The sequence below is a fragment of the Amycolatopsis sp. NBC_00438 genome (genome assembly GCF_036026695.1).
GTDB lineage: Bacteria > Actinomycetota > Actinomycetes > Mycobacteriales > Pseudonocardiaceae > Amycolatopsis.
This window is the reverse complement of record NZ_CP107923.1, coordinates 7,711,404-7,735,582: the sequence shown is the minus strand read 5'-3', so window position 1 is coordinate 7,735,582 and position 24,179 is coordinate 7,711,404. Positions and strand designations below refer to the sequence as shown.

Sequence of the window (24,179 nt, the reverse complement as noted above, 5' to 3'; positions counted from 1 at the left end):
CAGCCAGCCCTGCGTCAGTCAGCCCCGCGTCAGCCGGCGCGGCGTCGGCGAGGCGCGCGTACTCGACGTACGCCGCCAGCGTTCCGGCCGCGCCGCCCAGGGAGACCGGCAGGCCGCCGTCCAGGACGCGCCGGACCCGGACGGCCGCGTCCAGCACCACCTGCCGCCAGCCCGCGGCCTTGAGCCCGAACGTGGTCGGCACGGCGTGGGCCGTCAGTGTGCGGCCGGCCATGACCGTGTCCCGGTGCTTGCGAGCCAGCCCGGCCAGCGCCTCGGCGGTGGCGTCGAGGTCGTCGGCGAGCGGCCGCAGCGTCCGGTCCGCGACCAGCATCATCGCCGTGTCGAAGATGTCCTGGCTGGTCGAGCCGCGGTGCACGTACTCGGCGGCGTCGGGCGCGATCGCCCCGACCGCCGACGTCAGCGCCTTGACCAGCCCGACGACCGGGTTCGCGGTCGCCCGCGATCCCCGCGCCAGCTCGACGACGTCGATCCGCGCACTGCCCGCCGCCTCGGTGATCGCGGCCGCGGCCGCCGAGGGCACCGTGCCGAGCCGGGCCTGCGCTCTCGCCAGCGCGGCTTCGGCGTCGAGCATGGCGCGCAGCCAGGCTTCGTCACCGGTCGACGTCTCGGCCGGGGTCCCGGCCCGCACCGGGGACAGCAGTCCGGAATCGGGGTCGACGGTCATGGCGTCAGCATCGCACGCGTCCGGCCTCCCGCCCGGCCGAGCAACCACCCCGGGAGGCGCGAGCGCGTCGGCCGACCTCGGCCGCCGTCACCCGATCGCGTCTGGCACCCTTTCCGACCATGACCGACGCCACACCCGGCGAAGACACCGCCGCCGCATCCCAGGAACGGTTGTTCGCCGCCGAGCGGCTCGTCTTCTTCTCCGACGCCGTCGTGGCCATCGCCATCACCCTGCTCGCGCTCGAGCTGCCGCTGCCGGAGGGCTTCACCGGCACCGAGCTGCTGCACTCACTCGGCGATCACAAGTCCGAATACATCTCCTTCCTGATCAGTTTCGCGGTCATCGGCGGGCACTGGCGCGCCCACCACCGCCTGTTCGAACACGTCACCACCGTGAACTCCGGCCTGATCAGGCTCAGCTTCGCCTGGCTGCTGATGCAGGTGATCATGCCTTTCGCCACGAAGGTGATCGGCGAAGACGGCGCGTTCGAATTCCGCTTCGTCTTCTACGCCCTTGTGCAGGTCATCGCGATGACGGTGTTCGTCCTGATGGTCTGGCAGATCCAGCGTCACCACCTCCACCGCGCGGACACCCCGCCGGAGCTCTTCGGCAGGACCTACCGCGGGGCCGGCGTGATGATCGCCGCCTTCGCCGTGTCGATCCCGGTCGCGTTCTTCACGGAGTGGGCCTACGCCTGCTGGATCGTCGTTCCGCTCGTTTCCGGTCTCCTCCTTCGGTTCCGCAAAGCCTGATTCACTCGCCCGTCACGCCGTCGACCCGTTCGCGGATCAAGTCGGCTTGTCCACAGTGGCGCGCGTACTCGCCGATCATCCGCAACATCAGCCAGCGCAGGGTGAACGGCGTGCCGGTGCTGATCCGGGTGCCGGTCGAATCCAGTGAGCTCGCCGCGACGATCGCGCGTGACCGCTCGCATTCCGCGTGCCACAACGCGAATGCCTCCTCGACGTCACCGTCCAGCACGGTGAACTCGAAGTCCGGGTCGTCGTCGGAGGTGTAGAGGTTCGGGACGTCCTCGCCCGCGAACTGGATCCGGAACCACCACCGTTCGACGCCGGTGAGGTGCCGCAGCAGCCCGTGCAGCGACAGTGTCGACGGTGACACCGAGCGCTCCGCCAGCTGCGCCGGAGCTAGACCGGCACACTTCAGCTCGAACGTGCGCCGGTAGTAGTCGACGGTCTCGGTCAGAGCCTGCAGCTCGCCCGCGACCTGGGTCAGCTCGGCGCGCTCACCGGTGAGCCGGGGCCCGTAGACGATGTGTTCGGTCATGTGCGGAGCGTGCCAGAAGGGTACGACAATTTCGGTTCGCGGCGGCTGGCGGTGACCGGGCAACGGCCGAAAACCCCAGTTCAGACACGGTTTCGCGGACCCGGTAACGAATCTTCGGGAGCGACGATCTGATCTTCGTCACCTGCTGCGCAGTACCAGTCCCCACCGGTCGGAGCGGCACCCTTCGGGTCCGGAAACAGGAGAACGAACTATGGAGCGAACCGGTCGAAGAACCGCTGTCCTGGCCGCGCTGACCGCGGCGGCCCTGGTGGCGATCCCCGCGGTGGCGTCCGCGGCCCCGCCCGTCAGCGCCCTCGAAGTCAGCGACACCAGCCTCCACGCCGGCGACACGTTCACGGTCACGGAGCAGCTCTACAACCCGAACGACTTCACGGTCACCGGGGCGAAAGCGGCGGTCTACACCAAGGAAACGCCGATCGTCGACCTGGTGGACCTGGTGTCCTGCACCGGTTCGATCGCGCCGTGCGCGCCGTACTTCAGCAGCTACCGCGGCGGCGTCGGCGACCTGGCCCCGGGTGAGAGCGGGTCGGTGACGTTCACCTTCAAGGTCAAGGACGACGCCGCCGGCGGCCAGTTCACGTTGCAGCACCAGTTCGCGGGCGACAACTACGCGTTCGGCGTCGAGGACGGCCCGGCCGTCACGATCACGGCCGCGCAGAAGGCCGACGTCAAGGTCGCGCTGACGGCCACCCCGCGCGTCGGCGTGTTCGCCCGCGTCGACTACGTGGTCACGGCGTCGAACACCGGCCCGGCCTCCGCGACCGGCGTCCGCGTGACGGTCAACCCGGGTGCGAACCGCACGGTCACCTCGTTGACCGGCTGCACCAAGACCGGCGCGACGCTGAGCTGCACGATCGGCACCCTGGCCCCGGGCGCCTCGGCGACGGCCAAGTTCACGTCCGAGGGCGGCATCCTCGCCTGGGGCGCGTTCACGGCCACGGCCCAGCGCGCGGCGAGCACCCCGGCCGACCCGAACACGGCCAACGACGCGGCGTCGAAGAAGTGCACGGCCTACACGGGTCTCTACGTGACGTGCTGATCCGTCCATAAGGGAGCGTCAGAGCGCGAAGTCCGCCGTGCGGCCCCGTTGCCGCACGGCGGACGCGGTCTCCTCGACGCTCTGCTCCGAAGTGTCCAGCACGAACCGCTCGAGCTCACCCAGCGCGGTGAACGCGCCGTGCATCCCCTTGATGGGCTCGACCTCGGTGAGCTCCCGCCCTTCACGAGCGGTCCCGCGCGCGAGGGTCACTTCGAGGCTCGGCCGCAGCACGACGTAGAACAGGTCCAGACCGTCCCGCACCGCGGCGTCACGGAACGGCTGCAGCGCCCACGGCCCGACAATGCCGTCGAGGACGACGTCGTAGCCTCCGCGGGCGTAGCCGCACGCGGCATCGGCGAGCACGCCCAGCACGACCTCGTTCTGCCGCGCGGCGCCGGGCAGGTACGGCGGCACGAACCCGGTCCGGATCCAGACGTAGAAGCTGTCGGTGTGCAAGTGGACGGTCGGCCGCGCCGCCCCCGTGGCGACCAGCTGAGAGACGGTGGACTTCCCGGCCCCGGGCGGCCCGGTCAGGATCAGCAGTGAACCGGCGTTGTCAGGCATGGACGCCATCATGGGCAGCTCCGCCGGCCAAGACCAGTCTTGACCTTCCCGGCGGCCTGATCCACCCGCGGACGGCGGCTGAGCGGGCCCCGCTAAGCTGGTAGCACGGGCCGTTAGCTCAATTGGTAGAGCTGCGGACTTTTAATCCGTAGGTTCTGGGTTCGAGCCCCAGGCGGCCCACTCAAACTCCCTGGTCAGCGGCCTGTCGGTCGCCACCGGTCAAGATCAGCTCCCCGGGTTATCCCCGGGTTCGGGTCGAACCCGTTAACTAGGTGCGACCCAGGAGCTAGAGGTAGTCTGTGAGCTGGCTCACTATTGGCTGTCTCGTCGTCGGCGCGGCATGGCCAGTGTCGTGGCTTACGCCTCGATGGACGTCGGTATCGGCGAAGGTTCGGCGTTTCGTGGCAGGTACTGCACTCGGTGATTGGATAATGACGCTTCGTACTTAGCTGGGTGATTCCTTTCGCTTGGATACTCGGTCGATTAGCCCGTTCACTTCTCCGAGAACCCCTAGTCCGATGTCTGGGACTTGTGTCGAACCTTCGGGCATCTGGTATATTTGCTTGCCAAAGTCCGTGCGAAGTTCGTTTCGTTGAGATTTATCTAACGGTTCAATGTAGGCGTCCATGGTTAGAAGCTTTACTTCGATTTCTTCAGCCCATCGGGAAACCTTCCTGTGGTGAGCTGCTTCTCTGGCGAAGTATGCAGCGAGGAGGAGTAAAGGAATGCCTACGGACAGACGTTCGGTAAGCATGGCAGTCGTGGCTTTATCTTTGGAAAGAAGATAGCCAGCCGATGCGGCTACTAATAGGCAAGCTACTGCGGTTATACGCAAGATGGTCGAAGATTTACGCTCCCTGTCGGCGATCGTCTTAAAATGAGTAGAGAGTGTGTTCTCTGCAACTTGGCCGGCAGCTTGACGAGAAACTTCTAGGACGCGTTCAACCTGCTCTCCGGCGCTTTCCGCTGATGAGCGAAGATCTTCGATCTCTAGTACGTTGGACCACGTCTTGAGGGTCGCGTCTATTTCGACTGTTTCAAGCCCCGCGCCTCTTTGTGCATCTCGAAGATCGCCTAACGTTGAGACGATCAGCTTCTGTTGCTCCCGTATTTCCGAAGTTCCGGAATCAATAAGTTCTGTGTTTCTCTTTATCTCCGAAATGGAGTTTGTTTGATAGGCAAGAGAGTTGAGTGACATCTGCGGAAAGTTGAGTGACGTTTTAAGCTCGGAAATTACGAGCCGCAGGTTTTCCTCGATCTCTTGGCTTGCTCGATGGTCGAGAATCTTATCGTTGATTCGAAGAAGGTCGGCTAGTAGGTCAACGGTAGAGGCTAGAGTGGAATCAAGTCGCTTGATCGCCCCTGGCGTGTTGAAGGATGAAGCGTTCGCATATCGTTCACGAACTTCAGTAGGTAATGACTTGATTAGTTCTTGAACTTCATGGCACCTTAGGATGACGGCTTGAATGGTATTCATCCTCTCCGATAGGGGATCTGTCATAGTTATCTTCCTTGTTGTTAAGTCTGCAATTAGTACGGTCTTGTACCGTATTCAATTTATTTGCGAGGGAAGTCTACCTTAGGAGTAATACTTTCTTCCTGGGAAGTCTGCGTATCGTCCAAGAGACCTTCTAGAGCCTGTGCTGTCATTGGGTCGACCGTCTTCCGGCCCAGGTAGGTGTCCTGCGTCATCGACACCCGGGAGTGGCCGAGATGGTCCGCGATCAGCCGCGTCGGGACGCCCGCGTCGTCCAGCGCAGTCGCCGTGGTCTTGCGGAAGTTGTGCGAGGTGAGCCACAGGAAGTCATCGGATCCCCGGATTTCACGGAGCACCCGCAGGACGTTGTTCGGGTCCCGCAGCGTGCCGACCGTGCTAGCGAAGACCGGGCTAGCCAGTGGCCGGCCATCTGCCTTCGCCTCAGCCCACCGCCGCTCCAGCAGGGCCAGCGCCCAGGAAGGCAGGGGGAGTGCGCGCATGCTCGACTCCGTCTTCGGCCGAGGCTTGCGGAGCAGGCCCTCACCCTTGACCCGCACGACCGTGTGCGTGATGTCTACCGTGCCCTCGACGAAGTCGACGTCTTCCCAGAACGTCGCCAGCGCCTCGCCGACCCGGACGCCCGCCGCCATCATGAAGCGCGAGAGATCCGGCAGATCCCAGCGCCGCGCCTTCTCGTTGGCCTCGACCCTGGCCAGCCACTTCGTGCGCTCCTCCGCGTCCAGGGCGCGGGGCTTCTTCTTGCTCTTCGGGATGCGCCGCGTGTCCCGCGTCGGGTTGCTGTCGATCGCGTCGTACCGCGCGGCCAGGCCGAGCATCCCCGACAGCGCCGTCCTCGCGGTTTTCGCGGTCGACGCCCCGACGGTCCGTTGAAGAGCGCCCAGGAACCGATCCAGCCGCATCACGGTCGCCTCGCGCACCCGTAGTTCACCCGTCCCCGGGATCACGTGCCGCTTGAGGATGGACTCGTACGTGTTGATGGTCGTCGGCGACTTGATGCCCTCCCTGACGTCCTGCCGGACCTGTTCCATCCACACGTCGGCGAGATCCTTGAGCCGGGTCTCGCGGGTGATCTCACCGGTCGTCGAGCCTGTCCAATCGAGGAACGCGTCCCGAAGTCGTTGTGCCGCCTTACCTTTCGTCTTTCCCGAGCGCTCGACCTCCCGCGTCTGGCCGTCGAAGTCGCGGAAGAGCGCGCGAGCTCGCCAGCCCTTCGCAGTTGCCGAATAGCGGATCTCCCCGTACGTCCCGATCTCCAGCTGAGGGCGAGGCATCACGCCACCTCGTCCGACAGCTGGTCGACCCACGAACTGACGTCTTCCGGCCGGTACCGGACGTACTTGCCAATCCGACGGCCGGCCGGACCGTATCCCTTGGTCCGCCACTGGTACAGCGTCGACACCGGGACGCCGAGGTAGTTCGAGACGTCCTCAACCGTCCACAACCGACTGAACCCCGCGAAGTTGTTCATGCCTCCCCCTTCCAAATCAAGCCGCGAGCTGAGTTGCCGAAGTTTCCGGACCGTCCCCTGGCGGTCCGGCGGCAGCGAGTAACGCCCGGTCGTACTCGGCCTTCCACGTGATCCGCTCTGCGATCGCGCGCATAACCAGGTGCGGCCGAGGCGGAACCTGCGGGTCTCCCGGCTCGACCTTCCGCCAGACCAGCCGGGCGGGGTCCGGTTGTGGCTTCTCGATCCCGATCGCCGCTAGGGCCTGCGTGACGAACGCCTTGCGGTCGGCTTTGTGGTCGTCGAGGGTCTTGCCCGACCACTTGCGCGACACCAGCACCCGACGCCCCGGCAGCCCGAGCGTGGTCCGCCGGTGAGCCCGTCCCTTGCAGTGCCCCGGCGTGGTCTTGCTGCCCGCGCCCTTGGGCTGGATCCCGTAGAGCAGCCAGACCGCGCACCGAGGCGAGCACGGCGTCACCGATAGCTCGGCGTGCAGCCGGTCGTGGTGATCCCGCAGCCGCGCCGTATCCGCCTCCACAACCTCGCCGGTGGACTTGGTCAGGTACTTGGTCAGGTAGCCGATATGGCGGCCGGCCTCCTCCGTCCCGCCGAGGATGCCTTTCGAATGCACCTGCCGCCCGAACGTCACCACGTGCGCCGGGTCCTCGACCGCTTCCACGGCGTCATCCCAGGCGGTCAGCGGCGTACGGGTGTCCGGGTCGAGGAACATCCGAGTGCCGCCATCCCAAACCGGGAGCCGATCCACGTAGACGACCTGGTCGTGGTTGGGCCACCACACCTGGTGATACGTGGCCTCGGTGACCTGCCGGATGACGTCGTGTGGGATCGCACCACGGATCGCCGCATGCAGGTGCGGAGCAGTCCGCTTCTGCGGCTCGACGGTCGCGAAATACTGCGCATCCCAACCCACGACGCGCCGCAGGTTCTGCCACCACCGATCCGCCAACGCCGAGAAGTGCACCGCGTCCCGGGCCGCCCGCCGGTAGTCGTACCGGGCCGGGTCGACCGGTGCCCCATCACGGACCGGGCCGTAGGTGTCGCAGGTCAGCGTGACGAACATGGACGGCCGGAACTTGCCCGCGTACTCCCGCCCGACGGTGGTCTTCGCGACCTTCTGTCGAGGCAGGTTCGGCGCATCCTGCCTCCGCTTGGTCGACCGCTTCACCGTCCGCTTGGTCGGCACGTCGAGAGCGGGCAGCCGGCCCCGCATCCCGAGTTGCCGAAGTTCCGCATCGACTCCGGCGACCTCCTCCCGCAGCTCCTCGGCCTCCGCCTGGTCGTGTTCGCCGACCTCCCGATAGGCCGCGACGAGGTCGGCGCGGTAGGTCAACAGCTCCTTGTGATCCTCCGAGGGCGGCTCGGCGGCGAGGACGGGCTCTTCGGTCATGTGCCAGCCCTCACGGCACTGGGCCTGCCGAAGCGCCTTTGCCTTCCGAGCACAGGGCAGGCACACCGATTCCACTGTGGAGCCGCAGGGAACCGGAACGTAGCGGAGTTCGCCGGTCGTGGTGTCGCCGACTTCCATCGTGAACGGCCGGACGCAGACGCCGTGTTTCTCCGCCGTCGCGCGAATGACGTCAGCGGCGAGCGGTGTCCGCATCCGTTCAGCCCGCGTCCCGGCCGCCGGGGTCTGTTCTTCCGTCATCAGGCAGCCACCTCCCCGGGGCGGGACCATTGCCGAAGCTGGAACAAGGGCATGTCCTGCCGCTCACCGGCGGGCAGGTCCGGGAACATCGCCGGGTCGTGCGAGACGCCGCCGTAGACCAGAACCGGAATCCCGCACGGCGTCCGGCCAGTGACCGACAGGTGCACTGAACGGCCGTCACGGGTCCGCCACAGCTGTGCGGCCACGCCGTCGAGCGTGTTGGCCCAGGTCAGCAAGGCCCCGGCGACGTCGGGCAGCCGGTGGGCATCGAGCTGGACTGTGAGCGGGTCCGACCAGGTCCGCACGGTCACCGTTGCCACCGGCGGGAGCTGGTGGAGGTCGAGGTGGTCTCGGATGGTGTCGAGGAAGACCATCAGCCGGTTCACGCCGCCACCCCCTCGCCACCAAGCACAGGGCGGGTCACGCCGCCGTTGGTGACGTATTGCTCCAGCGCCTTGACCGTCTCGTCGGAGACCCAGCCCGCGCGGATACGCAGGGGTTCGCGGATGCCTTCGCCCCACACGAACCCGACACCGGCTTCGGAGTCGCCGATGCGGTTGGCCCACGCGCCGCGTTCGTACGCGCCGTCGCCGAGGACCATGCCGACATGCGTCTTCGAGGTCACCCGCAGGCACACCCGGCGAGTGAACAGCTCCCGCACGGGGACGGTGTCCTTGGTCGGCTCCTGGACGTAGCCGCGCACGGAGATGTTCAGTGCCCGCCCCTGCGTGTTCAACAGCGCCACCCGTTCGACGATCTGCTCGCGGGTCTTGCGGTCGGTGTACTTGGTCAGGGCCCCGATCTCGTCGAACTCCAGCAGCTCAAGCGGGTACTCGGTCGAGAGCGGGATGGTGCGGACGCGGCCGGCGAACTCCCGTTTCCGGGATTCCATCTCCTCGACCGGCCGTCAAGCACCTCGAGCGCGTCCTTCCCGGACACTGCGTACCGGGAGAAGATCCCACGCCCGTATGCCAGCTCCATCCCCTTCGGATCGATACCGGACATGCGGATCACACCCGAGCGGATCGCCGGGGCCGCCGCGACGAGCGGGCACCACATCACCGAGTTCTTCCCCGCACCCGAGGCACCAGCGGTCAGGCAGTGCGCGCCGGAGCCGAGCAACGGCACTCGCCAGTTGTGCCCGTACTCGGTCCGACCGGCCCAGACTTTGCGCAGGTCCACCGCGGATTGCCCCTCCGGGAGCGCGGGGGAGTGCACGAGGGCGGCCAGCTGGTCGCGGCGTTGGAAGTCGACGGAGACCACGTTCGGCTTCAGCTCCCGCACCTGACACCTCGCGACGTTCCGCGCCGAAGCCAGAGCACGGGCCGCCTCGTCGAAGTCCTCGGGCTTCTGGCCGGGCACGAGCTGCACCCGGACCTCATCCCAGGACGGGCCGGAGCGAACGCCGAGAACCTTAGGCACCTGCACCCCGGACTGCCGAGCCGTCGCCCGCGACGCCTTCCGACGACCGACCAGGTTCACGGTCACCTCGACCGGCAGCGCCGCGTCCCGGACGCTGAGGCCGCAGGCGTGCAGCCAGCCCGGCAGCTTGAGGTGATAGACGGCCCAGCGCAGCCACCACGACCGCAAGGGCCGGCCGCACCACTGGTCGAACGAGGTGACGTCGAGCAGCCGCCACACACCCAGGATCAGGGTCAGGCCGACGAGATTAATTACGAGCCAGACCCAGCCGACCCAGACGCACCACAAGTAGACCGCGACAACAGTCAACGAGGTGCGCCAGTGGATCACGACCTGCGAGAACAGCCAGAACACGACCTTGCACGCCCACCACAGGCCGACGAACACGACCACCATGGCGGTCAGAAGGTCAGCCATCGATGCCAGCGCGCGCCCGATCTTGGCCAGGACCCACACGCCGAGGCCGAGGCCGGCCAGGGCGATCACGAGCATTCCGGGGGAGCTCATCGCCGACCACCACCCAGCACCGCCGAGAGATCCAGCGGCAACGCACCCAGACACGGGGCGCACTTGATTTCGCCGGGCAGCAGCCGAGCAAAGCGTTTGCAGTCGGAGCATCGCGAGCGGGTGACCCCCACTGGCGATGGTTGCTTGTCATCGTCTAGCGTCTGCATTGTTCACACCTCGCGGTTGTGGACAGCGCAGGAGCGGCATGGTTGGTAGCCGAGTTTCCGCTTCTGCGCCTTACGGTTCCGCGTCACCGGAAGAGGACGCGTTTCAGCGCCGCACGTCATAGCGCACGGTTTTTGTTGCAGTGATTGACTTACTGTGTCTCTACACAGGACTATTCTGTCTTGGACTTCGCGGCCTGGATCGCCGCCGACACCTCCGCCGCCTTGCGTCGTTCGAAGTCCGCCCAGTACAGCGCCTCGTGGTGATGCCCCCGGTCGACGTCGGCGACCGTCTCGTACATCCGTGCGTTGGCCTGCCGAAAGGCCAGCCATGCCGACGGATTCGCCTTGGGCGCGGGCCGGAGTTCCATCGCGATCTCGTGCGCGTCCCCGAGGGTGCGCGGCTCCTTACGCTTGTTCATCACGCACCCGCCGGGCCGTCATGCGGGTTTCGAGGAGCGCCGCCAGGTCCTCCGCGCCGTCGCGGAGCTGGCGAAGGAACGTCACGCACGCCGGCCACATCGCCGGGTCGTCCGGCGGCCGGAGCATCACCACGCACGGCGCTCCTTCGAGCACCAGCATCGGTGGGTGCGTCGGTTCCGAACCAGTCTCCTCGACCGTGAGTTCCGCCTGCGGTCCGACGACCCACGTCACGCCGAACCCGTCCCATCCGGTCGACATGCCCTACCTCATCTCGAATGCCGTACCCGTCGACGCGGGTGTCCCACTTGTCGGCCTGGATCTCGAACGCCTGAGCCGCGGAAATGACCGCCGCGTGCGCCCACGCGGGAAGCTCGAACTCGGCCGCAAGGTGACGCCACGCTGCGGCGACCGCCCGCGACACCGACGACAACTCGGCATCCGACGCGGTCGGGTATCGGGCGTAGGCCAGCTCCCAGGCTCGCACCAGCTCCCACCGAGTCATGGCATCTCCCCTGGTCGACGATCCGAATCGGCGCGGCCGAACTCCAGGTGTGCCCGCCTCATGAACTCCTCGGCAGCCACCGCCGACGCGTGACGCGCCCAGAGCGGTGCAGCCAGATCGGCGGACAAGGCACGCCAGGCGACCGCCACGGCGTGGTAGGCGAGAGCAAGACGCCGCACTGCTGCCAGGTCGTCCGAAGTTGACCTCATCGCGGCGAACAGTGCGGACGTCTGCTCCGCGTATGCCTCGTTCCACCGAGCGACCGCCTCACGCGACGGCCGCCCCGCCATCACGCTGCCTTCTGCTGACTGCCCGAGCCCTCACCGGCCGGCGTCTTCGCAGCAGCCTGCTTCGAGCCAGCGCCCCGCCCCGGCTCACGCATACCGGTAGCCCGCAGCACCCAGCCCTGGTACTTGAACTTCTCGCCCATCACCCGGGCCTCGACCATCAGACCCTCGAACACGACGGGCCGGAAGTCGAACCCTTGCATCGCCGCCGGAGGCGGAACGGGCTGGACCCGGTCGAGCAGGGTGACCGTGGCCGACTTGTCGCGGTCCTTCTCCGCAGACGGGTCGGTCACGGTGACCTTCCACTGGGGCAGGCCGGTCTGCTCGTCGATCTTCTGCTTGGGCTGCTTGCCCCGGGCCTTGTCCTCGTTGGAGACGTACTCCATGTCCGGCGTGACCGGACCCACGATCGCCGCTCCGGCCGGGAACACGACGTCGTGCTCGATCTCGAAACGCGTTCCACGTGCTACTGCCACGTCGGTACCTCCTGGTCAGGCGCCTCACTCGGCGCTGCCGTGCTTGGCTGACTTGATCAGGTTAGCTAGGTTGACTAGCCAAGTCAAGCAAGTCGAAATCGGCCTAGACCGCTAGGTCGCCTAGACAAGATTGCACCCAGTCCGCGAAACTTGACGCGTAGCTGGACCACCAGTCAAGGAAGGCGGTATCGATGGCACTCGACCCGGACGACCCGAGGCCGCCTTATGTGCAGGTGGCGAACGCACTACGCGCGGCGATCCTGACCAGGAAGTTCACGCCGGGCGACAAGCTGCCGTCACGAAACGAGCTGGCGAAGACGTACAACGTCGCGCCGATGACCGTGCAAAATGCCATCCGTGAACTCCGCGACGAGGGCCTGATCGTGTCGCGCCAGGGCAGCGGAGTCTTCGTTCGAGAGCGCACCGAACGCCCCGTGGGACTCCGACCGCACATTGAACGCGCCTTCGAGGTCGAGGATGTCACAATCGACTTCGCTGGCTTCTCCGGCGAGACCCTCCACGGCGTCATCACCGAACCGCTGGACAAGATCCGAATTGGCCGGCTACGACCAGAGTCGATCACCGTCCGACTGCTGGTCCCAGACCCAACGCAGCCGTGGTCCCTCCCAGTCACGGTCGACGAGCACGCCGACAGCCCGCTGTTCCGCAAGCGCGCCGAAGAGATCATGCGACGTCACACCCTGGCCATCGTCGACTCAGTGACCGAACTCGCCGAGATGGGCCTGGTCAACAAAGCCACCGCGCAGGTCCGCGTGCACCCGGCACCACCGATGTTCAAGCTCTACCTGATCAACAACGAAGAGACCTTCTTCGGCTTCTACCCGGTCCGCGAGCACGTCATCAACTTTGGCGGCGAGACCCAGGCGATATACGACCTCATGGGCAAGGACGCGATCCTCTTCCACCACTCGATCAACGACGACGACACTTCGACCGGATCGCAGTACGTCGAGCAGGCCAGGGAATGGTTCGAAAGCCTCTGGAACAGCGTCGCCAAGGACTATCAACGGTGAGGCCGGCTGAGGTCATCGCTCAAGCAGGCACGCTGCTGCTCGACTTCGACGGTCCAGTATGTGCGGTCTTTGCGGGCTTCCCGGCGTCGGTTGTTGCCGAGCAACTAAGGCAGGTACTTGCCGAGGGCGGTCATGCGAACCTGCCCGGCTCTGTCGCGACAAGCGCTGACCCGTTCGATGTCCTGCACTACGCGGCCACGGTCGGCAGCGATGAGGCTCGCTACGTCGAAGTCGCCTTTGCCGCTCACGAAGTCGAAGCGATCCCCAGTGCGATGCCGACGGAGGGAGCGCACGGCCTCATTCGTACATGGCACGCATCTGGTAGGAAAATCGCAATTGTCAGTAACAACAGCACGTCGGCGATTAACGCGTACCTCGACCTCTACGACATCCGTGCGGCGATTGATGTGGTCTCTGGTCGAACTGGTCCAGATACTGCATTGCTCAAGCCGAACCCTCATCTTCTGGTTCAGGCGATCAATGATCTCGACGTCACGCCCAATGAATGCGTATTCATTGGAGACTCACTGTCTGACGTCGAAGCTGCCGAGGCGGCGGGAGTTCGATCCATCGGGTTTGCCAACAAGGTGGGAAAGTCTGCGCTTCTTGCTGAGGCTGACGCTGTCACCTCAACCATGGCTGGTCTAGTCGCCAATTCTTAGTATTGGGTCTTTAGGTTACGTCGCGCCGTCAATTTCGCCTTCATTGTCCCATGTTAGCTGGCTGAGGTCGGCGCAATAGGAGTTTTCAATCAGTTCCAGCGATACCTGCCTCGAGTACAACGCTTCGATGCGGACTGCCACGCCTAGGTTTGAGGAGACCTCCAGGGCGGCACTCGCTAACCAGCGTCGCACGATCTTAGGATCAGCTTCGTCGACCATGACCGCATATAAAGAGTATGAAAGGCCGGATTCGGTTTCTGAGAAAGTCATGTAGACGTCGCGCACAGAACGACCAACGTCCGACCTGCCCTCCTCTCTCACCGCCTCTGAGATCGCCTTAGCGAGATCGACATATTCTGTTGGCACGGCAGGTCGGTCGTACCTATTGCCGAGCCAGGTCTTGAGTGCCATGACTCGGTCGGGTGGAAGCTTGTAAATCAGAACTGAGTCGTCCAGGGAGTTTAGATACTTGGGCGATACGAAGAGGGAGGGCTTGTCGTCCACGATGTAGTGGCCGCGGTCCGCGTCCAGAAGAAATTTTCGAGCGTGGATTCCCCATGACGTAGGCGGTGTGTCGCCGTGAACCTGCCGCAACTCGACTATGGGGCTGTTATTGGTTGGCTTCGAACGGTTTAGGTTGCAGTCCTGCGTTACGACGACCCAAGTGTCATGGACGCATTTTTCTGACTGCATTTCACTATTATTTATCCGAACAGAAAGGTACGGTAATGAGCTTTGGATGACGGCTCCCTGTCGCCATCCCTTCTCGTATAGATTTTCGCCACTCATCATTCATCCGCCAAGGGCTCTGTCTCTAGGTGCGGAACTCTCTTCATGTCCGAAACTACCAAAGATTCTTCCGCTTGCTGCGGGCGTAAGAAGTCAAGCGCGGTAAGATATGCTCCAGCGTGATCGCCGGAGTTGATAAGGTCAAGCGGTGAATATCCTTCTTCGCCTTTCACTAGAAGGATCTTGCTCAACCAATCCTTATCTCTGCCGCAGATCTCTGCGAGTTTTCGAACGAGATCGAACGTATCGGAAATGGCATCCTCAAGACCGGAGACGCGATTTGGAGCGTGGCCGCGAAGTACGGATGCGATAGTTGGATGTGAAGTTCCGAAGAGAGATGCGACACGTCGATGAGACCAGCCTGTCAAGACAATGATCTCATTTAGCATCTCGGCCACCGATTCGCTGCCGGAAATTTGATAGTGCTCATGAACTGGTCGCAGCCAGTCGGAGAAGGTCTGTTCGGTTGATGTGTATACAGATCTTCCGGTTTCGACCAGGCAGGTGCCGACTGGAAGTATTGCTTGGCGGACTGTGCCGGAAGTCGTAAAGATACTTCCAGTCATGCCTCTACCTCCTCAAGTCGAAACTCTTTTTCGCCAGCTTCGGTCAACGTCCAGCGGAAAAACCTGTCGATATGAGAATGTAGAGAGCGGACTTGGTCGGAGATTTCATTAACATCGAAAGGCTGCTGGCTTGCTACGTAAAAATCCAGGTCTAGAATGAATGAACGAGTGGGGAGCGGGTAAGGCGGAATTCCGGGAACTATGGCTCCCGATTCGGCTACGCCGTGGCGAACGACTGCATTTACCGAGGATGCGAAATTTGCGAAATCGCCAATGGGTTTGTGAACAAGCTGACTCTGGGTTATGGAAGACGCTACATGTGTCTCTGGTTTGATGAGGTCACTGCCAGGCCAGCCCACAACTTCAGGTTTAAACCAGGTCTTCCAGCTGGCTTCAGGTGAACCAGAGTCATTCACCACGTCGAGGAATCGAACGCCAACACGGTCGCAGCGAAGGATTGCGAGTTCCTTTTGAATAATCGTTAATGATCTGACGAACGTGCTGATAAAAGACTCAGCGCTGAGATACTGCGTTCCCATGGAAAGGGTGGCGCTGTTCGTGTTTACCGAAAGCAAAGTTCCAGTGTTGTCGGTAAAATGCCAACTCGTAGTCTTTTCGCGAGTGACATTATCGGAGGCAAGGTCTACGGATAGCTCGTTCTCGGTGATGCCATCCATGTAGGGGAAAAACTCCCGTAATGCGTCCTGTAGGCCTGCGACACCTTCTAAGCTGGCAAGCTTTGCAATGACTGGAAAACGTACCTGCGCAAGAGCTTGGACTAGCGGCGGGTTGTGAAGCTTGTAGTTTCGGAGGGGTGGAATGTTGAACATGTTGGCCCTCGGTCCCTCGGTCGCAGCAGTGCTTTCCACTATCTTTCCACCTCCAACTCTACAGTCTTTGCCCGGCTCTGACCAGCGAAAACGCCGTTGGACTTGCTAGGGAGTCCAGGTTCACACGGTAGAAGTAGTGATCTGGATCACGTCGCTGAGTCTGTTGGCCAAGGTATGACGGTGGCTGCCGAACTTAGCTCTATTGGATCAAGCCACGTGCCGCTCAGCGGCACGTGAACCAACCTTGCGCAGCCGTATCCGTTGGTGCCCACGCCCCGGTTCGACACGGCCGGCTCCGCTCCGCTCCGCCGACCGGCCGAGGGACGTGGGCCCCTTCGGGGCAGGTTCGTGGCGCCGCTCGCAGCTGCGTGTCTCTGCCATTCGACCAACGCCAGGCCTCCCCTTGTTTCAGTCGTACACCCCGGGTCGCCATCAACGGTTGGTGTGTTACGCCCGACTGGCGGTAAGCACCATCCCGAAGCTTGATCGTGACAACGGCCGGTGACGCCGCGTCAAGGCTGGAAAGCGTGCCTTGACCCGACGCCACCGGCCGCGTGCTGGCTTCGTATCGGGATGGCGGGGGAGCTGTGGGCGGTAGAGTGGGTACGCGCGAGCTGGTAGCAAGAGCCTCGAAAAGAGCATGATCATCTCCCCGGTTTTCCCCCGGGAAACGACACAGAACGACGAGAACCAGCGACCGAGCATGATCGTTTGGCGCGGACGCTCATGCAGGTAAAGACTGGTATCGACAGATGACGAGAACTAGCCGCTGACCTGGGCTTATTCTCCGTAGGTTCTGGGTTCGAGCCCCAGGCGGCCCACTCAAGTTCCCTGGTCGGCGGCCATCCCCGTCGCCGGCGGGTGCGGTTGCGTCTGCGTGGAGGCTTCGCGTGAGCCGACCGGCTCTCCAGCGTGTGGACTTCGTGGCTGTGGGTCGGCTCGGGGTCTCCGCCCGCAGCTGGTACCTCTACGTGAGCCGTCGAGTGCGGCCGGAATCCGTGGGACGGTGGTGACGTGGACCAGACCCGGTTGCTTCTTGTTCTCCGGCACGCCAAGTCGGCCTGGCCGGACGGCGTTGACGATCACGAACGCCCGCTCGGGCCGCGGGGGCTCAAAGACGCTCCCAAGGCCGGGCGCTGGCTGCAGGAACACGGCTACCTGCCCGAGCGCGTCCGCTGCTCCACCGCCCGCCGGGCGCGGGAGACCTGGCAGCTCGTCTCCGGGGAGTTCGAACAACAGCCGCTCGTCGAGTTCGATGATGAGCTCTACGGCGGGGACTACCTGGACATCGCGCGCCGGACGGCGGACGACGTCACGAGGCTTGCGCTTGTCGGGCACGAGCCCAGTGTCAGCGAGGTGACTTTTCAGCTCGCCGGAAGAACTGCGATCGACGCGTTTCCGACCGGTGCCGTTGCGGTATTCGCAGTGACGGAAAGCTGGGCCCGTCTCGAGCGGGCCCAGCTGACCGCTTTCTTCCGGCCGCGGGATTTCGCCTGAATCAGACTCCGGCGACCGAGGAAATCCAGCTGCGGTAACGCGTGACGTTCGTGTACGCGGTGTTGTTCGAGCGGTCGCTCGTCGACGCGACGCCGACCTGGCGGCCTGAGGCGAACATCGGGCCGCCCGAGTCGCCGCCGGCCGTGATGCCGTTGACGCGGTTCGCGCACACCGCGATGCCGCCCGCGTAGTCGCTGCAGCCGATCGAGTTCACCCGGACCGTGGCGACCTTCAGGTACCGCGACTGGCAGTTGATCTCGGAGCCGCACTGGCTGGTCGCGCCCCAGCCGTAGACCGAGACGTTCTGGCCGACCGCCACGTTGCCGACGGCGCCGAGCGGGGAGTACGTCGCGCTCACCGACGTCGTCAAGCGGACGATCGCCAGGTCGGCGCTCGGATTCCTCGTGATCGTGGAGCCGGTGGCCGTGGTGCCGCCAGTGGTCTGGTCCAGGCTGCCGATCCGGAACGTGTACGTCCCGGCGCTGCTGACGCAGTGTTTCGCGGTCAGGATGTACTGCGGCGCGATGATCGTCGCGGTGCAGTTCTGCTGGCCGTTCACGAACAGCCGCGCCGCCCAGGGACCGCTCGAAGCGTTGCTGCCGCCGATGATCGACGTCTGCGCCGTCGCGGGGCCGGCGAGGCCGACCACGGCCAACGCCGTACTCGCGGCCAGCAGGACGAATTTGCCGAAGCGTATTTTCACGCTCACTCCTCATGGGTGCGGGGTGCCGCACGGAAAAGGCCGGTGGGGACCGAACGTGAGGATTGTCCGTTTACGGGACGAATTTCCGGAACCGCCGAAAGTCGCCCGGCGAACCCCTATTTATTTCCGGGGGCGGGCTACCTACTGTTTCCGCGCTCAACCCACGGGTGGAGATCCCGGATCAATCCCGGGCTTGAGGACTCCGGCGCCGCGCCGCCCTAGCGTCCTTGTGCAAAAGGGACCGGAGGGGGAGACATGACGGCGAGAAGTGAGCGCGTCGCGGTGGGGGCGGTGCTGGTCGTCGCGGCGACGCTGTGGTGCTGGGCGTTGGGCAGCCGGACGCTGCAGCCCTACTACGCCGCCGCGGTGCATTCGATGTCCCGGAACGTCGAAGCGTTCTTCTTCGCGGGCTTCGACCCGGCCGGGGTCGTCTCGGTCGACAAACCGCCGCTCGCGTTCTGGACGCAGACGCTCGGCGTGGCCGTGTTCGGCTTCCACCCCTGGGCGATCGCGCTGGTCCAGGCCCTCGAAGGCGTCGCCGCGGTGTTCGTGCTGCACCGGGTCGTGCGACGCTGGGCCGGGCCGGGGACGGCGTTGCTCGCCGCCGCTCTGTTCGCGCTGACGCCGATCACCGCGGCGATCAACCGCGACAACCTGCCCGACACGTTGCTCGTCCTCCTTCTGCTGCTCGCCGCGTACTGCGTCACGCGCTCGGTCGAGGGGAACGGGACGCGCTGGCTGGTGTGGGCCGGCGTGTTCGTCGGACTCGGCTTCCTGACGAAGATGCTCGCCGCGTGGATCGTGCTGCCCGGGCTCGCGCTGGCGTACTTCGTCGGGGCGCGTGAAGGCCGCCGGTTGCTCCGGCTCGGCCTCGCGGGCCTGGTGACGCTGGTCGTGTCGCTGTCCTGGCCGGTCGTCGTGAGCCTGTGGCCGGGCGCGAAGCCGTTCGTCGGCAGCACCACGGACGGCTCGGTGTGGCAGCTCGCCTTCGGCTACAACGGCGTGACGCGGCTGGTCGGCGGGGCGACCGGCGTCGGTGGCGGGTACGGCGCCACGGTCGGTGCGGCGCTCGGCGGCGGCCCGGGTCCGCTGCGGCTGTTCGATGCCGAGGTCGGCGGGCAGATCGCCTGGCTGCTGCCGCTCGCGCTCGGGTCGCTGGTGGTCGCCGTGTGCCGGGCCCGCGGCGCGACCCCGGAGGCCAAGGCGGGCTGGGCGTTGTGGGGTGGCTGGCTGGTCGTGGGCGCCGCCGTGTTCTCGTTCACCGGCGGCATCTTCCACGGTTACTACACCGCCGAACTCGCGCCGGCGATCGCCGCGCTCGCGGCGTCCGGCCTGGTCACGGCCTGGCGGTGGCGTGACGCCCGGTTCGTGCTGCCCGCCGCGGTCGTCGCGACGGCCGCGCTCGCGTTCGTCATCCTGGCCCGGACGCCCGGGTGGCTGCCGTGGCTGCGGTACACCGTGCTCGCGCTGGCGCTGCTCACGGTCGTCGCGGCCTTGCTGCGAAGCCGGATAGTGGTCGTGACAGGCCTGGTCACGATCGCCGCTGGGCCGGCGGCCTACGTCGTCGACACCGCCGCGCGGCCGGTCAGCGTGCTGGAGTCCGCCGATCCGAGCGCCGGGCCGTCGTCGACGCCCGCGTTGAACAGAGTCGTCAGCGTCAACACGGGTGAAGGCGCCGAAGCCGCGTACGTCCGCTTCATGGACAGCGCGTACGAGCTGAGTCCCGGGCAGCGCGAAGTGCTCGCGTACGTGCGGGGAAGCACTCTCGCCGTCGAGGGTGGGACGTACGGCGCGGACCCGTTCCTGCTCGACACCGACGCCCGCGTGGCGCCGCTCGGGGGTTACCTCGGCTTCGACCCGGCGCCGGCCGCGGCAGACCTGCCGAGCTGGGTGACGGCCGGGAAGCTGCGGTTCGTGCTGCTCCCGCGGGTGTACCTCGAGATCGGGCGCGGCGGTGGTTCGGAACAGGTCGTGGGCGACGCGGGTGAGCTGGTCGGCCGGATCGGCTGGGAGGCGAAGCACTGCCGCCCGGTGCCGCCGGCCCGGATCGGGCCGGACGCCGCGACGGCCGGGGTGCTGTTCGACTGCGCGGTCAGGCAGTGACGCGCGCCGGGGCCGACTTCCGCAGCCAGTACAGGCCGATGACCGGCAGGACCAGCGGGATGAAGAGATACCCCTCGCCGTAGACCGACCAGACGGTCGGGTGCCGGAACGCGGCCGCGTCGACGATGCTCAGCGTGCCGATGGTCAGCACGCCCAGCAGCTCGATCGAGCAGGCGGTCAACGCCACGCGCCACCAGCCGTCGCCGCGGCGGGCCAGCGCGACCGTCGCGACGATGTAGACCACCGCGGCGAACGCCGAAAGGATGTACGCGAGCGGCGCTTCGTGGAACTTCGTGCTGATCTGGACGCCGGCCCGCGACGTCGCGGCCAGCGCGAAGATCGCGTACACGGCGACGAGCACCCGTCCGGGGCCGGTGGCCGTCCTACGCTGTTGCTCCACTCCACACCTCGTTCAGTCGCAGCACCATCACCGGGATGGCCAGGCAGGCGATACCGAGCACGACCGTGCTCGACCGGCTCCGCTCGGCCAGCGCCCAGGCCGCGCCGGCGGGCAGCACGACCAGGCAGCCGATCAGGTAGGCGAGGAACGTCGCCAGGCTGCCGGGGCGCTCACCGCCGGCGAGCAGCACGATCCCGATCACCAGCTGGACGATCAGCAGCACCTCGATGACCGCGAGCGCGATCAGGAGCGCGTTGTCCGGCTCCCGGTTGCGGGCCGACTGGACGAAGCTCCAGAGCGCGACGAGCGTGGCCGCCACGGCGACCGTCACGGCGAATCCGAAGATCACCCGTTCCTCCTTCCGGTCCGCCGGCGTCAACTTACTCCGGGCTACCCGGCGGCCCGCCGGGCGAGTGCCGCGGGCGTGGCGCGGGCCACGCCGGGGTGCTCCACAGTGGACCGGACAACCAACCCGATCTCGCGATATCGGGAAAATTGATCACGAGGTGTCCTTGATGGCATTCTGCCAATTCGCCGGGTTATTCCCGGGGAGCCTTGTTCGGACCTGCGGGAATGACGAAAAGACCTTCGTGTTACACCCCGACAGAGTGGTTGGTTGCCTGGCGGAAATCACGCTGGGTTCGGCTACCGCCTGGTAAGTGTCTCTTTTGCCTACCTCGGATAGCCCAGTTGAACCCCCGGGTTGGCGGATTGGCGTAGGCCCGTTCGGCATGGGGGAATATTCCTCGTCCCGGAAGCCATGCCGCACCGGGGGAACGCACAGAGGGGCAATCTTCGATGGACCTGCGCTACGAAGCTTTTTGCTTCGCCGACCCGTTGTTCTACGACGAACAACAGGAAATCGGTGCGTCGGTCGACGAGTACGCCTCGGCCCTGCCCGTACCGGAGGCCGGCTGGCTCACTGCTCAGCGCGGCGTGTGGCGGGTCCTGCACCCCGAAGGCCGTGAACTCCCCGGCCAGGGCTGGAAAATCCACGTCTCCGCCGGTCTGGGCAACGCTCGGCGGGTGCTCGTGCAGGTGCACGAGTACTGTCTGGAGTACCGGGTCGCCTACAAGCACTTGCGCTCCCCGCTGATCCTGCTGGCCCGGAACTCGAAATACGCGCCCCGCGACGGCAGCGGGAAACTGATCACGATTTATCCGGCGAATGAAGACGAGCTCAAGCGGGTGCTCGACGATCTGTCGGTGCGTCTCGAAGGCGAGCACGGGGCCTATATCCTGAGCGACTTGCGGTACGGTGACGGCCCCCTGTACGTCCGCTACGGCGGATTCGCCGAGCAGTGGGTCGAACACGAGGGCAACCGCGTCCTGGCGATCCGCAAGCCGGACGGCAGGCTTGTTCCCGACAAACGGGAACCGACGTTCTCCGTCCCCGACTGGGTGAAGATTCCGGCCTGTTTGCAGAGCAGTATCGCCGCCCGCAAGGCCGGCGACCCGGCTCAGTTCCCCTACCGGGTGACGAGTTCGCTGCACTTCTCCAACGGCGGCGGCGTCTACCTCGCCGACCCGAAAGCGGGCGGTGACCAGGTCGTCCTCAAGGAGGCGCGGCCCCACGCCGGCCTGGACCGGGCCCAGGTCGACGCCGTCGAACGGCTGCGGCGCGAGCACGACGTGCTCGACAAGCTCACCGGCATCCCCGGCGTGCCCCGCGCCATCGAACAGTTCACCGTCTGGGAGCACCACTACCTCGCCATGGAGTACATGCCCGGCACCTCGCTCGGCAACTGGCTGGCCCGCAACTACCCGCTGACCAGGCGTGACACCACCGAAGCCGATCTCACCGCCTACGCCGAGCGCGCGCTGGCCGTGCTGGCGAAGGTCGAGGAGACGGTCGAGGCGATCCACGCCCGCGGGTTCGTCTTCGGTGACCTGCACGCGCTGAACATCCTGATCGACGAAGACGACGAGAGCCGCGTTTCGCTGATCGACTTCGAAATGGCCGCCGACGTCGAGTCGGGCGAACGGCCCGCGCTCGGCGCGCCGGGCTTCCGGGCGCCGGCCGACCGGGTCGGCTTCGAGATCGACGAGCACGCTCTCGCGGCGCTGCGGCTGTGGCTCTTCCTGCCGCTGTCCGCGCTGCTGGAGCTGGCGCCGGCGAAGCTGCGCGGCATCGCCGACTTCGTCGAACGCCGGTTCGGCCTGCCCGAGGGGTACGCCGACGCCGCAGTCGCGGTGCTGGCTCCGCGTGCGAAATCCACGGAGCCGGCACCGGTCCACACCGAGCTCGACCAGGAGAAACCGGACTGGCCGCTGGTCCGCAAGCAGATCGCCGAGGCGATCCTCGCGAGCGCGACACCGGAGCGCCAGGACCGGCTGTTCCCCGGTGACATCGAGCAGTTCCGGGTCGGCGGCGCCTGCTTCGGCGTCGGTGCCGCGGGCGTGCTGCACACCCTCGACGTCACCGGCGTCGGGCGGTTCCCCGAGCACGAGCGCTGGCTGATCGAGTCGGTCCACCGTGACCCGCCGACCCGGCCCGGGTTCTACGACGGCAGCTACGGCATCGCCTACGTGCTGGAGAACCTCGGGCACCACGACGAGGCGAGCCGGCTGCTGACGTCGTCGGCGCGGCTCGTCGAGCAGACCACCGACCACGCGCTCGAGGGCGGCCTGGCCGGCATCGGGCTGACCCTGCTGCACTTCGCCGCGGCCCGGCAGGACAACGAGTTCGGCCGGCAGGCGCTCACCACCGCCGTCCGGCTGGCCGAGGCGCTCGAAACCGCGGCGCCGCCCGGGAAGTTCGCCCGTGCGGGCCTGCTGTCCGGCTGGTCCGGGCCGGCGCTGCTGTTCATCCGGCTGTTCGAGCGCACCGGCGAGCCCGCCTGGCTGGCGTTCGCCGACCAGGCACTCGGCCGTGACCTCGAAGAATGCGTGCTCGCCGACGACGCGTCACTGCAGGTCCGGGACGGCGCCACACGGACGCTCCCGTACGCCGGCATCGGCAGCGCGGGGATCCTCCTGGTCGCCGAGCAGCTGGCGCGGTACCGGCCCGAGGCCGCCGCCTGCGAGAGTCTGCCCGAGCTGCGCCAGTCGTGCCGCGGCGAGTTCGTCATCCACCCCGGGCTGCTCTACGGCCGGTCCGGGCTCGCGGTCGCGCTCGGCATGGGCGCCGAACCCGAGCAGCGGGTCCGCGACGCGATCGACCTGCACCTGGCCCGGCTGGCCTGGTACGCGGTGCCGTTCCGCGGCGGGCTCGCCTTCCCCGGCAACCAGCTGCTGCGGTTGTCGATGGACGTCACCACCGGCGGCGCGGGGATCCTCCTCACGCTCGCCGCTCTCCTGGACGGCAAGGAGGTGCTGCCTTTCCTGGGCGGCACGCCGTCCCCCCACACCTCCGGTCGCTGAGGACCGGCGGAATCGAAGAACAATCGAGAGGAAAACCATGGAACTCGTTCTGGAGCTGCAGGCCCTGGAGACCCCCGAGGTGCTCAACGGTGGTCACGGTGGCGGTGGCGGCGCGCCGTCGAACCTGAGCCTGCTGGCCTCCTGCACCAACAGCACCCTCTCGCTGCTGACCTGCCACTGACCTGGCGGATCGCACGCAAGTAGTGCCTAGGTGAACAGTGCGGGAGCGGCACAGGCCAAGTGCGCC

Annotated in this window: 24 protein-coding genes, 1 tRNA gene and 2 pseudogenes; 9 read left to right on the top strand and 18 right to left on the bottom strand. The window is 65.9% G+C overall.

Annotated features, from left to right (window positions below):
* Positions 1 to 43 precede the first annotated feature (43 nt).
* Positions 44 to 685 (bottom strand): annotated as a pseudogene (locus tag OG494_RS48480) (lyase family protein); the annotation flags it as partial.
* Positions 686 to 804: 119 nt separating this feature from the next.
* On the opposite strand from OG494_RS48480, the gene OG494_RS35115 reads away from it, so the two are divergent.
* The gene (locus OG494_RS35115) at positions 805 to 1,437 is read left to right on the top strand and encodes a TMEM175 family protein (protein WP_328446090.1); all 633 of its coding nucleotides are present in this window, start codon (positions 805 to 807) and stop codon (positions 1,435 to 1,437) included.
* Position 1,438: 1 nt separating this feature from the next.
* On the opposite strand, the gene OG494_RS35110 is transcribed toward OG494_RS35115, so the two are convergent.
* Positions 1,439 to 1,972, bottom strand: a complete 534-nt coding sequence (locus OG494_RS35110; protein WP_328446089.1) for a DinB family protein — start codon at positions 1,970 to 1,972, stop codon at positions 1,439 to 1,441.
* Positions 1,973 to 2,183: 211 nt separating this feature from the next.
* On the opposite strand from OG494_RS35110, the gene OG494_RS35105 reads away from it, so the two are divergent.
* Positions 2,184 to 3,032: a hypothetical protein gene (locus tag OG494_RS35105; RefSeq protein ID WP_328446087.1), complete on the top strand. Its 849-nt coding sequence runs from the start codon at positions 2,184 to 2,186 to the stop codon at positions 3,030 to 3,032.
* 18 nt (positions 3,033 to 3,050) lie between these two features.
* Here the strand turns inward: OG494_RS35105 and OG494_RS35100 are convergent, their stop codons facing one another.
* On the bottom strand, positions 3,051 to 3,596 hold the full coding sequence (locus tag OG494_RS35100) for an AAA family ATPase (protein ID WP_328446085.1): 546 nt from the start codon (positions 3,594 to 3,596) through the stop codon (positions 3,051 to 3,053).
* Positions 3,597 to 3,703: 107 nt separating this feature from the next.
* On the opposite strand from OG494_RS35100, the gene OG494_RS35095 reads away from it, so the two are divergent.
* Positions 3,704 to 3,776, top strand: a tRNA-Lys gene (locus OG494_RS35095).
* A 265-nt stretch (positions 3,777 to 4,041) separates the two neighbouring features.
* On the opposite strand, the gene OG494_RS35090 is transcribed toward OG494_RS35095, so the two are convergent.
* From OG494_RS35090 to OG494_RS35050, 9 genes and pseudogenes are all read right to left on the bottom strand, one after another.
* Positions 4,042 to 5,097 (bottom strand): hypothetical protein, encoded by a 1,056-nt coding sequence (locus tag OG494_RS35090; protein WP_328446084.1) that lies wholly within the window; start codon positions 5,095 to 5,097, stop codon positions 4,042 to 4,044.
* A 56-nt stretch (positions 5,098 to 5,153) separates the two neighbouring features.
* Positions 5,154 to 6,365 (bottom strand): site-specific integrase, encoded by a 1,212-nt coding sequence (locus OG494_RS35085; RefSeq protein WP_328446083.1) that lies wholly within the window; start codon positions 6,363 to 6,365, stop codon positions 5,154 to 5,156.
* Positions 6,365 to 6,562, bottom strand: a complete 198-nt coding sequence (locus OG494_RS35080) for a helix-turn-helix transcriptional regulator (RefSeq protein WP_328446082.1) — start codon at positions 6,560 to 6,562, stop codon at positions 6,365 to 6,367. The genes OG494_RS35085 and OG494_RS35080 overlap by 1 nt, the downstream gene beginning before the upstream one ends.
* A 16-nt stretch (positions 6,563 to 6,578) precedes the next feature.
* Positions 6,579 to 8,204, bottom strand: coding sequence for a replication initiator (locus tag OG494_RS35075; RefSeq protein WP_328446080.1), 1,626 nt, complete (start codon positions 8,202 to 8,204; stop codon positions 6,579 to 6,581).
* On the bottom strand, positions 8,204 to 8,590 hold the full coding sequence (locus OG494_RS35070) for a hypothetical protein (protein WP_328446078.1): 387 nt from the start codon (positions 8,588 to 8,590) through the stop codon (positions 8,204 to 8,206). The genes OG494_RS35075 and OG494_RS35070 overlap by 1 nt, the downstream gene beginning before the upstream one ends.
* Positions 8,587 to 10,133, bottom strand: a pseudogene (locus tag OG494_RS35065) (FtsK/SpoIIIE domain-containing protein). The gene OG494_RS35070 and the pseudogene OG494_RS35065 overlap by 4 nt, the downstream one beginning before the upstream one ends.
* A gap of 337 nt (positions 10,134 to 10,470) precedes the next feature.
* Positions 10,471 to 10,719 (bottom strand): AMED_5909 family protein, encoded by a 249-nt coding sequence (locus OG494_RS35060; protein ID WP_328446076.1) that lies wholly within the window; start codon positions 10,717 to 10,719, stop codon positions 10,471 to 10,473.
* Complete coding sequence (locus OG494_RS35055; protein ID WP_247059402.1) at positions 10,706 to 10,978, bottom strand: hypothetical protein; 273 nt, start codon at positions 10,976 to 10,978, stop codon at positions 10,706 to 10,708. The genes OG494_RS35060 and OG494_RS35055 overlap by 14 nt, the downstream gene beginning before the upstream one ends.
* A gap of 533 nt (positions 10,979 to 11,511) precedes the next feature.
* Positions 11,512 to 11,985: a hypothetical protein gene (locus OG494_RS35050; RefSeq protein ID WP_328446074.1), complete on the bottom strand. Its 474-nt coding sequence runs from the start codon at positions 11,983 to 11,985 to the stop codon at positions 11,512 to 11,514.
* A 191-nt stretch (positions 11,986 to 12,176) separates the two neighbouring features.
* Here OG494_RS35050 and OG494_RS35045 point away from each other — a divergent pair, with 191 nt between their 5' ends.
* Positions 12,177 to 13,019, top strand: a complete 843-nt coding sequence (locus OG494_RS35045) for a GntR family transcriptional regulator (protein ID WP_328446072.1) — start codon at positions 12,177 to 12,179, stop codon at positions 13,017 to 13,019.
* A complete protein-coding gene (locus OG494_RS35040; protein ID WP_328446070.1) occupies positions 13,016 to 13,681 on the top strand; it encodes an HAD family hydrolase in 666 nt (221 codons plus the stop codon). The genes OG494_RS35045 and OG494_RS35040 overlap by 4 nt, the downstream gene beginning before the upstream one ends.
* A 15-nt stretch (positions 13,682 to 13,696) precedes the next feature.
* Here the strand turns inward: OG494_RS35040 and OG494_RS35035 are convergent, their stop codons facing one another.
* From OG494_RS35035 to OG494_RS35025, 3 genes are all read right to left on the bottom strand, one after another.
* Entirely contained in the window at positions 13,697 to 14,374 is a 678-nt protein-coding gene (locus tag OG494_RS35035; protein WP_328446068.1) for a hypothetical protein, read from the bottom strand.
* A gap of 95 nt (positions 14,375 to 14,469) precedes the next feature.
* On the bottom strand, positions 14,470 to 15,036 hold the full coding sequence (locus OG494_RS35030) for a hypothetical protein (RefSeq protein ID WP_328446066.1): 567 nt from the start codon (positions 15,034 to 15,036) through the stop codon (positions 14,470 to 14,472).
* Positions 15,033 to 15,905 carry a TIGR04255 family protein gene (locus OG494_RS35025; RefSeq protein ID WP_328446065.1) on the bottom strand — a complete coding sequence of 291 codons (873 nt, stop codon included), beginning with the start codon at positions 15,903 to 15,905 and terminating at the stop codon, positions 15,033 to 15,035. The genes OG494_RS35030 and OG494_RS35025 overlap by 4 nt, the downstream gene beginning before the upstream one ends.
* Before the next feature lie 975 nt (positions 15,906 to 16,880).
* On the opposite strand from OG494_RS35025, the gene OG494_RS35020 reads away from it, so the two are divergent.
* A complete protein-coding gene (locus OG494_RS35020) occupies positions 16,881 to 17,363 on the top strand; it encodes a SixA phosphatase family protein (RefSeq protein WP_328446064.1) in 483 nt (160 codons plus the stop codon).
* A 1-nt stretch (position 17,364) separates the two neighbouring features.
* On the opposite strand, the gene OG494_RS35015 is transcribed toward OG494_RS35020, so the two are convergent.
* A complete protein-coding gene (locus OG494_RS35015; RefSeq protein ID WP_328459114.1) occupies positions 17,365 to 18,060 on the bottom strand; it encodes a S1 family peptidase in 696 nt (231 codons plus the stop codon).
* Between the two features lie 261 nt (positions 18,061 to 18,321).
* Here OG494_RS35015 and OG494_RS35010 point away from each other — a divergent pair, with 261 nt between their 5' ends.
* Complete coding sequence (locus OG494_RS35010) at positions 18,322 to 20,169, top strand: ArnT family glycosyltransferase (RefSeq protein ID WP_328446063.1); 1,848 nt, start codon at positions 18,322 to 18,324, stop codon at positions 20,167 to 20,169.
* On the opposite strand, the gene OG494_RS35005 is transcribed toward OG494_RS35010, so the two are convergent.
* Both OG494_RS35005 and OG494_RS35000 read right to left on the bottom strand, forming a co-directional pair.
* On the bottom strand, positions 20,159 to 20,530 hold the full coding sequence (locus tag OG494_RS35005) for a hypothetical protein (protein WP_328459113.1): 372 nt from the start codon (positions 20,528 to 20,530) through the stop codon (positions 20,159 to 20,161). The two genes, OG494_RS35010 and OG494_RS35005, sit on opposite strands and share 11 nt — an antisense overlap.
* A 22-nt stretch (positions 20,531 to 20,552) precedes the next feature.
* A complete protein-coding gene (locus OG494_RS35000) occupies positions 20,553 to 20,918 on the bottom strand; it encodes a hypothetical protein (protein ID WP_328446062.1) in 366 nt (121 codons plus the stop codon).
* A 449-nt stretch (positions 20,919 to 21,367) separates the two neighbouring features.
* On the opposite strand from OG494_RS35000, the gene lanKC reads away from it, so the two are divergent.
* Positions 21,368 to 23,932 (top strand): class III lanthionine synthetase LanKC, encoded by a 2,565-nt coding sequence (lanKC, locus tag OG494_RS34995; protein WP_328446061.1) that lies wholly within the window; start codon positions 21,368 to 21,370, stop codon positions 23,930 to 23,932.
* Between the two features lie 37 nt (positions 23,933 to 23,969).
* Entirely contained in the window at positions 23,970 to 24,113 is a 144-nt protein-coding gene (locus OG494_RS34990; RefSeq protein ID WP_155548626.1) for a SapB/AmfS family lanthipeptide, read from the top strand.
* Positions 24,114 to 24,179 lie beyond the last annotated feature (66 nt).